Source organism: uncultured Dysosmobacter sp. (genome assembly GCF_947631165.1).
In the GTDB taxonomy this organism is placed as follows: domain Bacteria; phylum Bacillota; class Clostridia; order Oscillospirales; family Oscillospiraceae; genus Oscillibacter.
In genome coordinates this window covers 1-11,820 of the sequence record NZ_CANRKH010000057.1, presented here as the reverse complement: position 1 = coordinate 11,820, position 11,820 = coordinate 1, and the positions used below count along the sequence as shown (strand labels likewise).

Below are 11,820 nucleotides of genomic sequence, written 5' to 3'. Positions count from 1 at the left end.
ACCAAGGCGTCCCTGGCCACCGATTCCTTCCTGTCCGCCGCCTCCTTCCAGGAGACCACCAAGGTCCTGACCGAGGCTGCCATCAAGGGCAAGGCGGACCGGCTCCAGGGGCTGAAGGAGAACGTCATCATCGGCAAGCTGATCCCCGCCGGCACCGGCCTCCAGGCGTACCACTCCGTGGCCGAGGAGATGATCCCCGCCGCGGTCTCCGCCGGAGAGGAAGCTTACGAGGACGGAACGCTTTGATATCGTCAACACAGCTGAAAAGGAGCGTTGCTCCTTTTCAGCTGTGCCGGCTATAGGACCCGCGAAAGAGACGGCCCAAAGGCCGTCTCTTTTTTGACCGCCGTTTTGCGGGACATATGAAAATTTTGAGAGTTCGATCAGGGGAAAATGCTTGACGGCAGGGGGGAAGTATGCTATAATTCTCATCTGCGTGGGTTGTCCCGCGAATTTTGCCATGCGGCCAGGAGGAATTTCCCGTGATTTCGGAGCTTGCTTCCCAGAACAAGGTCATCGGCGTGAAGCAGTCCCGCAAGGCGATCCGGGATGGACGGGCCGCACGGGTCTATCTGGCCTGCGACGCTGACCCCGCCGTTACAGCGCCGGTGGCGGAGAGCTGCGCCGCTGCGGGCATCCCGGTGGAGAAGGGCTACACCCTGCTCCAGCTGGGGCAGGCCTGCCGCATCGCCGTGGGCGCCGCCGTGGTGGCGGTCCTGCGGGACTGATCGGTTTTTTCGGAATAGCTTGACCGCTTTCCGCAAAAAATAGAGGCGTCCGCCCTTGGGCGGCTGCCAAAAATATGTAAGAAAGGAGAAATTCAATGCCTACTTTTAACCAACTGGTCCGTAAAGGAAGAGAACAGGCTACCTACAAGTCCACTTCTCCCGCTCTGCAGTTCGGTCTGAACACCCTCAAGACCAAGACCACCGATCTGCCTTCTCCCCAGAAGAGAGGCGTCTGCACCGCCGTGAGAACCGCGACTCCCAAGAAGCCCAACTCCGCTCTGCGTAAGATCGCCCGTGTGCGTCTGACCAACGGCTACGAGGTCACCGCCTATATCCCCGGCGTGGGCCATTCCCTGCAGGAGCACTCCGTAGTCATGATCCGCGGCGGCCGTGTCAAGGACCTCCCCGGCGTCCGTTATCACATCATCCGCGGCACGCTGGATACCCAGGGCGTCCAGGGCCGTATGCAGAGCCGTTCCAAGTACGGCGCCAAGCGTCCCAAGCAGAAGTAAGATCTGCGAAACACTGAAAGCTTTGCCGAAAAGGTTTATATATATGATTGTATTACCTCTTTGGCAGGCATACACGGAGGGCTGTGAAACGCCTTTCGAGTACCTATGAGATCATAAAATATTATGAAGGAGGGAAGCATAGTGCCCAGAAGAGGTAATGTTCCCAAGAGAGAAGTTCTGCCCGATCCTATCTACGGCTCCATCCTGGTGACTAAGCTGGTCAACAGCGTCATGCTGGATGGCAAGAAGGGTGTGGCGCAGAAGGTGGTCTACGCGGCCTTCGACCAGATCAAGGAGAAGACTGAGAAGGACCCCGTTGAAGTGTTTACCCAGGCGATGGAAAACATCATGCCCAGCCTGGAGGTCAAGGCCCGCCGTGTGGGCGGCGCCAACTACCAGGTCCCCATGGAGGTCCGTCCCGCCCGCCGTCAGACTCTGGCTCTGCGCTGGCTGACCGCGTATTCCCGCGCCCGCAGCGAGCGCACCATGGCTGAGCGCCTGGCCGGCGAGATCATGGACGCCGCCAATAATACCGGCGCCGCTGTGAAGAAGCGTGAGGAAGTCCACAAGCAGGCCGAGGCCAACAAGGCCTTCGCGCACTTCCGCTGGTAAGTTAGGAGAAACAGTATGCCGAGAAAAACAGCTCTTGAAAATACCAGAAATATCGGCATTATGGCTCACATCGATGCAGGCAAGACCACGACGACCGAACGTATCCTGTTCTACACCGGCGTGAACTATAAGATCGGTGAGACCCATGATGGCACCGCCACCATGGACTGGATGGCCCAGGAGCAGGAGCGTGGTATCACCATCACCTCCGCCGCCACCACTTGTTTCTGGTCTGGTTCCAAGAACCAGTACAAGCCGACCCGGATCAACATCATCGACACGCCGGGCCACGTGGACTTCACTGTTGAGGTCCAGCGCTCCCTGCGCGTGCTGGATGGTTCCGTGACCGTGCTGTGTGCCAAGGGCGGTGTGGAACCCCAGTCCGAAACTGTGTGGCGTCAGGCCGACAACTACCATGTCCCCCGCATGATCTACGTCAATAAGATGGACATCATGGGCGCGGACTTTTACAATGTGCTCCGCATGGTGGACGAGCGTCTCAAGTGCAACGCCGTGCCCATCCAGCTCCCTATCGGTTCCGAGGATACCTTCAAGGGCATCATCGACCTGGTGGAGATGGACGCCGACATCTACTATGATGACCTGGGCAAGGATATGCGCGTGGAGCCGATCCCCGAGGACATGATGGACCTGGCCAACGAATACCACGAGAAGCTGATGGACGCCGTGTCCATGGTGGACGACGAGATCATGGAGATGTACCTGAGCGGCGAGGAAGTCCCCCAGGCCAAGATCCGCGCCGCCATCCGCAAGGCCACCATCGCCAACGACATGGTGCCCGTGGTCTGCGGCACGTCCTACAAGAACAAGGGCGTGCAGAAGATGCTGGACGCCATCGTGGATTATATGCCCTCTCCCCTGGATATCCCCCCCATCAAGGGCGTCAATCCCAAGACCGACGAGGAGGAGGAGCGTCCCTCCGACGACAACGCCCCCTTCGCGGCCCTGGCCTTTAAGATCATGACCGACCCCTATGTGGGCCGTCTGAGCTTTTTCCGCGTGTACTCCGGTCATCTGACCACTGGTTCCACCGTGCTGAACAGCGTGAAGAACCAGAAGGAGCGCATGGGCCGCATCCTGCAGATGCACGCCAACCACCGGGAGGATATCGAGGAGGTGTTCTCCGGCGATATCGAAGCCGCCGTGGGCCTGAAGAACACCACTACCGGCGACACCCTGTGCGATGAGAAGCATCCCATTATCCTGGAGTCCATGGAGTTCCCCGAGCCGGTCATCCGCGTGGCTATCGAGCCCAAGACGAAAGCTGGTCAGGAGAAGATGACCATCGGCCTCATCAAGCTGGCGGAGGAGGACCCCACCTTCAAGACCTACACCGACGAGGAGACGGGCCAGACCATCATCGCCGGCATGGGCGAGCTGCACCTGGAGATCATCGTGGACCGCCTGCTGCGGGAGTTCAAGGTGGAGGCCAATGTAGGCGCGCCTCAGGTCGCTTATAAAGAGACCATCAAGAAAGCCGTGGATCAGGAGACCAAGTACAAGCGCCAGAGCGGCGGTTCCGGCCAGTACGGTCATGTCAAGATCAAGGTGGAGCCCAACGAGTCCGGCAAGGGCTATGAGTTTATCAACGCCGTTGTGGGCGGCTCCATCCCCAAGGAGTTTATTCCCGCTGTCGACGCCGGTATCAAGGGCGCCCTGCAGGCCGGCGTGGTGGCCGGATTCCCTGTGGTGGACGTCAAGGTCACGCTGTACGACGGCTCCTACCACGAGGTGGACTCCTCTGAAATGGCGTTCAAGATCGCCGGCTCCATGGCCTTCAAGGAGGCCATGCGCAAGGCGGACCCCGTCCTGCTGGAACCCATCATGAAGGTCAGCGTCATCGCGCCCGACGATTATCTGGGCACCGTGATCGGCGACCTGACTGCCCGCCGCGGTCAGATCCTGGGCCAGGAGGCCCGTCCCGGCGCCCAGCAGGTGGACGCGTTGGTGCCTCTGGCCAACATGTTTGGCTACGCCACCGACCTGCGTTCTTCGACCCAGGGCCGCGGCCAGTACACCATGGAGCCCCACAGCTACAGTGAACTGCCCAAGAGCCTGCGGGACAAGATCGTGGAGGACCGCGCCAGACCCCAGAACTGATGAGATGATCCCGCGGGCGTGCCCCGCGGGTCCGCTCCGGCCCGGGTGCGAGCCGCCCGGGCGGAGCGAGATGGTCCGGAAAGGCCAAATTGGCGAAATTCGGATATTTCCTTATTGATTTTCCGGACGATATACTGTAAAATAAGCAGTGCTGATTACATTTGCATTGCGGGAAAGCTCATTTTGTAAATTGATAGGAGGATTTTCAAATGGCTAAGCAGAAATTTGAAAGAACCAAGCCCCATGTTAACATTGGCACCATCGGTCACGTTGACCATGGCAAGACCACTCTGACCGCCGCTATCACCAAGTGGCTGGCCTTCCAGGGCAAGGCCCAGTTCGAAGCATATGACTCCATCGACAAGGCCCCCGAGGAAAAGGCCCGTGGTATCACGATTAACACCGCCCACGTGGAGTATGAGACCGACAAGCGCCACTACGCGCATGTTGACTGCCCGGGCCATGCCGACTATATCAAGAACATGATCACCGGCGCCGCGCAGATGGATGGCGCCATCCTGGTCATCGCCGCTACCGACGGCCCCATGGCCCAGACCCGTGAGCATATCCTCCTGGCCCGTCAGGTGGGCGTGCCCGCCATCGTGGTGTTCCTGAACAAGTGCGATCAGATGGACGACCCCGACCTGCTGGAGCTGGTGGAGATGGAAGTCCGCGAGCTGTTGAGCAAGTACGAGTTCCCCGGCGACGACATCCCCATCATCAAAGGCTCCGCTCTGGAGGCCCTGGTGAGCGAGTCTACCGATCCCAACGCTCCCGAGTATGCCTGCATCAAGGAACTCATGGACGCTGTGGACGATTATATCCCCGATCCTCCGCGGGATGACACCCTGCCCTTCCTGATGCCCGTCGAGGACGTGTTCACCATTTCCGGCCGCGGCACCGTCGCTACCGGTCGTGTGGAGCGCGGCCAGCTGAAGCTGGGCGAGGAAGTCGAGATCGTCGGCCTGATGGACGAGAAGAAGAAGACCGTCGTTACCGGCATCGAGATGTTCCACAAGCTGCTGGACTACGCTGAGGCCGGCGACAACATCGGCGCCCTGCTGCGCGGCATCGACCGTACTGGCATCGAGCGCGGCCAGGTCCTGGCCAAGCCCGGCTCCATCCATCCCCACACCAAGTTCAAGGGCCAGGTCTACGTCCTGTCCAAGGACGAGGGCGGCCGTCACACCCCCTTCTTCAACAACTATCGTCCTCAGTTCTATTTCCGCACCACCGACGTTACCGGCGTCATCACCCTGCCCGAGGGCACCGAGATGTGCATGCCCGGCGATAACGTTGAGATGAGCGTTGAGCTGATCACCCCCATCGCCATTGAGAAGGGCCTGCGTTTCGCTATCCGTGAGGGTGGCCGTACCGTGGGTTCCGGCGCTGTCACCGAAGTCGGCGACTGATCTATAACCACAAAAAAGGACCGGCCAGATGGCCGGTCCTTTTTCCTGACCTGGGAAGAGCTCTTATGCTTCTGCCTCCTGGGGAAAGGCCAGCCCCGCCTGGAAGCCGTCCGCCCCGGCGCAGAAAACGTCTCCCGCCACCGGCCTCTCCTCGCAGACATACAGGTTCACCTGCACGCCCTCGCTCCGGCCGGGGTAGTTGCTCACGGCATAGGTGAACCGGGACACCTGCTTTCCGCAGCAGGCGGACAGGTCGAAGCCCTGGTCCTTTTGCAGCGTATTGTAGGTGAGATACGGCTCCGCCAGGGGATCGGGCAGCAGGAATTGCAGCGTCTCCAGCGGCTCCGGTTCCACCTCCCAGCCCAGCGACTGCAAATAGGCGACCCGCTGGCCGTTGTCGGCCAGCTGAGGCAGAGCGGCTTCCTCCTCCCCAGGCCCACGGCCCAGCAGAAGGATGAGCGCCGCCATCACGGCGCCCAGGGCGATCACGGCCAGCGCGGCCTTTTTCCGGGAAAATCGGGCAGTCCAAATCAACATATTCATCCCTCCTGCCGATTACTATTCATTTTTGGACGGGATTATGTTATGATATATAGAAAAAACACGATGTCCCGCGGCGTTTTGAGCGGCTGGCGCACCGCAAAAAAACAAAAGGAGAGGGAGCCATGGAAAAACAGCGGCTGGATAAGCTCATCGCCTCCACAGGCCGGTGGTCCCGGCGGGAGGTAAAGGCCCTGATCCGCCAGGGCCGGGTCCTGGTGGACGGCGTTCCCGCCCGTTCCGCCGAGGAAAAGGCGGACCCGGGATCGGCGGAGATCACCGTCAACGGCCGGCCGGTGGAATACCGGCGCTGGACCTGGCTCATGCTGAACAAGCCGGCAGGATATCTCTCCGCCACGGAGGATGGCCGGGGGGCCACTGTGCTGGACCTGCTGCCCCCGGAGCTGCGAAAGCGGGATCTGTTCCCTGTGGGGCGGCTGGACAAGGACACGGAGGGCCTGCTGCTGCTGACCAACGAGGGCCTGCTGGCCCACCGGCTGCTGTCTCCCAAATACCATGTGGAGAAGGTCTACTATGCCCGGGTCGCCGGGCGGCTGACGGAGGCGGATTGCCGGGCCTTTGCCGCCGGGATGACGCTGGCCGACGGCCTGGCCTGCCAGCCCGCCGGCCTGGAGATCCTGGCGGCGGGGGAGGAGGAGAGCCAGGCCCACGTGACCCTGCGGGAGGGAAAATTCCATCAGGTGAAGCGGATGCTGGCCCACCTGGGCAAGCCGGTGCTGTATCTGGAGCGGATACGGATGGGCAATTTGCCGTTAGATCCGGCGCTATCCAGAGGTGAATACCGGTTTTTGACAGACAAAGAGGTGGAAGGACTGCGAAAAATCTGATTTCTCCAAGGGAAAAAACAAAAGTTCCACAAAAAGCCCGCAGTTTTTTTGTTGAAAAAAGAAAAAACATCTTGCATTTTGACAAAACTGTCGATATAATATAGTCGTTGACAAATTGCACAAAGAATTTTGGCGCGATTTCAGGTGAGGAGGACGACCATGTCTGGGAGAATTTTTCAAAATGTGGTACTGCAGCTGAAGGAGAATACGGACCGCACCATTGGCGTCATTGATGGGGAAGGCATCGTGATCGCCTGCAGCGAGCTGTCTATGATCGGGCAGCGCTGGGCGGAGTATGCGCCGGTGGTGAACAGCGCGGCCGGCAGCATGGTCACCTCCGACAGCAAGACCTTCAAGGCGCTGAACGGCTGGGGCAATCAGTTCGATTACGCGGCCTTTGCCTTCGGCGACAATGAGGTCAGCAAGACCGTGTGCGCCATGGCCACTGTGGCGCTGAACGCCGCCAAGTCCTATTACGAGGAAAAGCACGACCGGGGGTCCTTCATCAAGGACATCATCTCCGACAACATCATGCTGGGCGACATCTATATGCGGGCCAAGGAGCTGCGGGTCACCGCTGACGTGGCCCGGGGCGTATTCGTGGTCCGCGCCCTGAAGAAGGGGGAGTCCGTCCCCACCGACGTGGTCCAGGCCATGTTCCCCGACCGGCAGAACGACTTCGTCCTCAGCGTGGGCGAGGGCGACGTGGTCCTGATCCGCCAGATGCCCGACGGTGCGGGCATCAAGGAGCTGAACCGCATCGCCGCCTCTGTGGAGGAGGCCCTCCGCGCTGGCGGCGACAGCACCGTGGTGGTGGGCATCGGCACCATCGCGACCCATCTGCGGGACCTGGCCAAGAGCTATAAGGAGGCCCAGATCGCCATCGAAGTGGGCAAGGTGTTCGACACCGAGAAGTACGTTATCAACTATGAGAACCTGGGCATCGGCCGCCTGATCTATCAGCTGCCCACGACATTGTGCGAGATGTTCCTCCAGGAGGTCTTTAAGAAGAACCCCATCGACGCCCTGGACAAGGAGACCCTGTTCACCATCCATAAATTCTTCGAGAACAACCTGAACGTGTCCGAGACCGCCCGGAAGCTCTTCGTCCACCGCAACACCCTGGTGTACCGGCTGGAGAAGATCAAGAAGCTGACGGGCCTGGACCTGCGGGAGTTCGACGACGCCATCACCTTCAAGGTGGCCCTGATGGTCAAGAAGTACCTGACCAGCCGGGGCATCGACTCCTGAGCGAGCATATGGAAAAAAGGCCCCCGGCTGGAGTTCCAGCCGGGGACCTGCTGCGTTTGGCACGGTAATATACCTGTTCACGATGGGATCGAGCGGTACGCGGCGATCAGCAGGAGCAGAAAAAGCAACGCGGCCAGCTGCCGGACCCTGAAATAGGCGTTGCTCGGCATTTCTTTGGCCTTCCAGGATTCAAACAGCTTCCAGAGCGCCTTTGGAAAAAAGATCTCGGCAAGAAGGGCGATCACGATCAGGACCAGGATAATGATAAAAGCCACATGGCAGGAATCTCCTTTTGCCGGAAGAATTTGTTGGATGGGCGGGCGGTTCGCCTGTCCCGTCGGGGGCTTACGCCGAGAAATGCCGGTGAAAGAAATACAGGAACGTGAAGAGCGAAAAGACCGTGCAGACGGCAAGGATGGACGCCAGAATGGCTTGCCGCTTCCAGTCCTGCTCAGAGCAGTCCTGCCTTTCAATGCGGCGGAGCTTCTCAAAATGGTAGAACAGAAGACCGGAGCACAGCAGCAGGGGCAGCATCGGCAGTACGCCTAGAGGAAGCCAGGTGTTAAAAAACACTTTGATATGCAGCAGGATATAGTACATTTGGAAAATCTCCTAAAACAGATATATCATACTCGGTAGGTAGCGCCTACAGTAAACGGATATCGCAGATATTCAGTCGTGCCGATCGACTGGCCGTAAGAGATGATCTCTGCGCTGAGCCCCATATCTTTTGCATGGCTTAATGTGATCTCTGCGTTCCCGGTGGCGGAGAGGACGACAGACTGCTTGTTAGAAGGAACGGAGACATTGCAAGAGGCATCCAGCGTATAATAGCCGCTGCTTCCAGGGAACACTTCTGGAGTGTCCACTTCTGCAATATATCGGCCCGGAGGGGCAGAAATGATGGTGGTATATACGGACATAAGAACGGTCATGTAGGAATCTGTTCTTGGAACCGGTTTTTCATACTCAATGTATCCATAGGTGGTACTGACACCATATTCATCTGTCCAACCGCCTACTGGTGTGAAGCCGTCTGTTGCCATTGGTATCATGGCAAGCGTGTTTTCAATGTTTTCATCAACAAGTGCTTCAGCTTTTTCATATGAAATCCCAAGCCGATCCGCCTTATGAGAAATGTATTCTTCCCGCGTCAAAGGAACAAATTCAGCGGGATTGCTGTCAGAGCTTGCCGCAAGGGCGGGAACGGAAAAAAGCATGCACATGACCAGCGCCAGAAATATACTGATGTTTTTTTTCATAGATTGCCTCGCTTTCTTTTTTGTGTAATTATAATTTCAGATTGATAAGCACAGTGGGATTTGCAGTGACGATACGCTGTCAGAACATTTCTACCCCCAGCAAATTGCGGAAGTTGAAAGCTTGGGATAGATCTTGCCCGCGATGGAATAGCTGACAGTCATGGTGTAGGCACAGGCCAGGGGAGGAAAATAGCGCCGCCCTTTATTTGGCAAGTGTTCTGTACGTCAGGAGAATGGTCAGCAGCCGGATGCCTCCAATGACGATCACCGCGTATTTTTGAAATCTTTTTTGCTCCGCCGTCAGCTTTGGATATTTTTTCCGCAGAAGGTACAGAGCAATAAGAAACGCCACGATTTGAAGCGTAGAGACAAATCTGGAAAACGATGGGATACCTACAACAAAAAAGATAAGCAGGTCGAAGAGCAGCAGGTCCAAATACTTCATCATAAGCTTTATTTACTTATATGGAACAGTTACTGTTGCGTTATAAGTTTTAACGCCATTGTATCCCATATCACGGAATAAAACAAAGAAATCGCTTGCGGTAGACTCATCTTTGTTTTTAAGAAATTGCGGATAATAACCAGATGAAAACGTTTCATTTAACCGCGAGCCTGCCGTACATTTCATGAAAGTACCTTCAACTTCAACGGACCTGTTACCGAATGGATCTGTGGCCTTTACATCATAATTCATACCAGTAGCCATAATTGTCGGAGATGCAATGGCTGTAATGACTCCGTTGACCACTACAATCACTGCTGTAGCAATAAGAGAGTCAACAATCACATCGACGACAAGTACCGAAGCAGCACCTAAGTTCATTACCCACTCTATAAGTTGCTGAACGAGAAACTGAAGAGCTTTTCCTTGTGATTCATTGAGTTGCATTTTGCAATTAGAAAAATTCCCCTGTTCTTTCGCTTGAATATTTAATTTCAGTTCCTCTCCTGTATAACCATTTGCCTTATATGTTACAGAACCAATATTTGTATAATTTTTGTTCCATATATAGTCAGAGGTGTTCTGTATTGCGAATGCATTGAGGGATACTGGGCTTAGTTCACTTTTTTCGCTAATAATTTTACCAGCACGAACAGTTTGCGTTGTCATGATATTTGTTGCAAGATCGGTCGCCATAATTGTAATAGTCCCATCTTCTTCTATATGGCGAGTTTGAATGATCCCATTTTTTACATCTACCTTTACCACATATCCATCTATACTTCCATCATCAATGACAAAGGTATCGTGATATTCGAGTGAACTTTGTTCAGTGGAATAAGAGGGCCGATATGCCGCCGCTGCATTTTGCGTAAGCGGCAAAATTAGCAAGAGACATGCGCAAAATAAACTCATGATTCTTTTCATTATATAATTCTCCTTAGTTGACACAAGATTTGATGTGGAAGAAATAAATGAATTGTCCCGGTTACTTTGAAATGTTGTATGTATTCCATTTCTTCATAGATCAGCCCATTGGAATCACCTGTCCTTTCTATCATAAAATCATGGCATGTGTATTTATTATCCCCAGCAGATTGCGGAAGTGGAAAGCTTGGGATAGATCTTGCCCGCGATGGAATAGCTGACAGTCATGGTGTAGGATTTGCCCGCTGAGATGCCCCGGCTGTGGGTCTCGGAGAAGGACAGAGCGCCGGTCCCGGTATCCGTCCAGGTCTTGAGACAGGTGTCGCCGTCCCACAGCTGGACGGTCAGGCCGATGATATCCGAGTCGGAATCGGCCCAAATTTCAACGTCACAGGTCGCCGTGGTGCCGTTGAAGTTCAGCGAATACTTGGGACGGGAGGCCCGGGGTTCCGTGGCGCTGACGGATATGGACAGGAGCATGAGGAAAACTGCGGTCAGGGCACAAAAACGTTTTTTCATAACATTCACCTCCTTTCGTCGTTCTGCCAATGGTAACGTCGAAAGGAGGTGAATTTGTCTCGCTTCTTTTTGAAATTTTTTTATTTTGTAGATTCTTCCAAATAAACGCTCTCCGCCATGTGCAGCATGTCGGATTCATCCAGAAAACCGGTAATTCCAAAGTGCATACCGCATTCTTCATCCAGCCATATCAGCACGTTGGAAAGCGCCGGGTCCGTGGAAAGATACAATTCTCCGGGGATTCCGGCGATATCCACCTGCTTTACGATGGTTTTATCCGTATCGGTCACAGCGAATCCGGCTCCCTCCTGCATAGGGCCGTAGGAAAAGGATAAAATATCGCCGTTTTGATTGGTATAACCGATCGAGGAATCCAGGACCTTCCACACCGTATAGCCCTCCGGGACCCAGCCGGCCCGGTATACGCCGCCCTCCGCCGCCTCGCCGGTGAAGCGGAACACGATCTGGGTCTCATAGACCTGCCGGGCCCACCGGAGGAAGGAGGCCCGGGCCTGGCCGTCCGCGCCCAGCCAGCCGCCGCCCAGCACCAGCGCCGCCAGCAGGCAGGCCGCCGCAGCCGGGGGGAGCAGTCCGCCGGGCAGTCCTCCGGCTCCGGGAGGGAGGCCAGCATGGCGTCCCGGGC

The 11,820-nt window shown here is 56.3% G+C and carries 16 protein-coding genes; 8 read left to right on the top strand and 8 right to left on the bottom strand.

Annotated features, from left to right (window positions below; translation table 11 throughout):
* The 6 genes from Q0Z69_RS15355 to tuf form a co-directional block, all read left to right on the top strand.
* Positions 1-246 (top strand): hypothetical protein (locus Q0Z69_RS15355; RefSeq protein WP_298035278.1); only part of this gene is annotated, 246 nt, incomplete at its 5' end.
* 236 nt (positions 247-482) lie between these two features.
* Complete coding sequence (locus Q0Z69_RS15350; RefSeq protein ID WP_298035277.1) at positions 483-728, top strand: ribosomal L7Ae/L30e/S12e/Gadd45 family protein; 246 nt, start codon at positions 483-485, stop codon at positions 726-728.
* Positions 729-823: 95 nt separating this feature from the next.
* Complete coding sequence (rpsL, locus tag Q0Z69_RS15345; protein WP_235228195.1) at positions 824-1,240, top strand: 30S ribosomal protein S12; 417 nt, start codon at positions 824-826, stop codon at positions 1,238-1,240.
* 141 nt (positions 1,241-1,381) lie between these two features.
* Complete coding sequence (gene rpsG / locus Q0Z69_RS15340; RefSeq protein WP_298035276.1) at positions 1,382-1,852, top strand: 30S ribosomal protein S7; 471 nt, start codon at positions 1,382-1,384, stop codon at positions 1,850-1,852.
* 15 nt (positions 1,853-1,867) lie between these two features.
* Positions 1,868-3,973: an elongation factor G gene (gene fusA / locus Q0Z69_RS15335; protein ID WP_298035275.1), complete on the top strand. Its 2,106-nt coding sequence runs from the start codon at positions 1,868-1,870 to the stop codon at positions 3,971-3,973.
* A gap of 209 nt (positions 3,974-4,182) precedes the next feature.
* A complete protein-coding gene (gene tuf / locus Q0Z69_RS15330; RefSeq protein ID WP_298035274.1) occupies positions 4,183-5,385 on the top strand; it encodes an elongation factor Tu in 1,203 nt (400 codons plus the stop codon).
* Between the two features lie 63 nt (positions 5,386-5,448).
* On the opposite strand, the gene Q0Z69_RS15325 is transcribed toward tuf, so the two are convergent.
* Positions 5,449-5,922, bottom strand: a complete 474-nt coding sequence (locus Q0Z69_RS15325; RefSeq protein WP_298035273.1) for a DUF4830 domain-containing protein — start codon at positions 5,920-5,922, stop codon at positions 5,449-5,451.
* A gap of 128 nt (positions 5,923-6,050) precedes the next feature.
* On the opposite strand from Q0Z69_RS15325, the gene Q0Z69_RS15320 reads away from it, so the two are divergent.
* Both Q0Z69_RS15320 and Q0Z69_RS15315 read left to right on the top strand, forming a co-directional pair.
* A complete protein-coding gene (locus Q0Z69_RS15320; RefSeq protein WP_298035272.1) occupies positions 6,051-6,773 on the top strand; it encodes a pseudouridine synthase in 723 nt (240 codons plus the stop codon).
* A 159-nt stretch (positions 6,774-6,932) separates the two neighbouring features.
* Positions 6,933-8,024, top strand: coding sequence for a CdaR family transcriptional regulator (locus Q0Z69_RS15315; protein ID WP_298035271.1), 1,092 nt, complete (start codon positions 6,933-6,935; stop codon positions 8,022-8,024).
* A 77-nt stretch (positions 8,025-8,101) separates the two neighbouring features.
* Here Q0Z69_RS15315 and Q0Z69_RS15310 read toward each other — a convergent pair whose 3' ends face one another.
* The 7 genes from Q0Z69_RS15310 to Q0Z69_RS15280 all read right to left on the bottom strand — a co-directional run.
* Positions 8,102-8,299: a DUF6199 family natural product biosynthesis protein gene (locus tag Q0Z69_RS15310; RefSeq protein ID WP_298035270.1), complete on the bottom strand. Its 198-nt coding sequence runs from the start codon at positions 8,297-8,299 to the stop codon at positions 8,102-8,104.
* A gap of 70 nt (positions 8,300-8,369) precedes the next feature.
* On the bottom strand, positions 8,370-8,624 hold the full coding sequence (locus Q0Z69_RS15305) for a hypothetical protein (protein ID WP_298035269.1): 255 nt from the start codon (positions 8,622-8,624) through the stop codon (positions 8,370-8,372).
* 26 nt (positions 8,625-8,650) lie between these two features.
* Positions 8,651-9,286, bottom strand: coding sequence for a hypothetical protein (locus tag Q0Z69_RS15300; protein WP_298035268.1), 636 nt, complete (start codon positions 9,284-9,286; stop codon positions 8,651-8,653).
* A 202-nt stretch (positions 9,287-9,488) separates the two neighbouring features.
* A complete protein-coding gene (locus tag Q0Z69_RS15295) occupies positions 9,489-9,734 on the bottom strand; it encodes a hypothetical protein (protein WP_298035267.1) in 246 nt (81 codons plus the stop codon).
* 9 nt (positions 9,735-9,743) lie between these two features.
* Positions 9,744-10,658, bottom strand: coding sequence for a hypothetical protein (locus tag Q0Z69_RS15290; RefSeq protein WP_298035266.1), 915 nt, complete (start codon positions 10,656-10,658; stop codon positions 9,744-9,746).
* 156 nt (positions 10,659-10,814) lie between these two features.
* Positions 10,815-11,177 (bottom strand): hypothetical protein, encoded by a 363-nt coding sequence (locus Q0Z69_RS15285; protein WP_298035265.1) that lies wholly within the window; start codon positions 11,175-11,177, stop codon positions 10,815-10,817.
* A gap of 80 nt (positions 11,178-11,257) precedes the next feature.
* The coding region (locus Q0Z69_RS15280) for a DUF4367 domain-containing protein (protein ID WP_298035264.1) at positions 11,258-11,820 on the bottom strand (563 nt) is incomplete at its 5' end.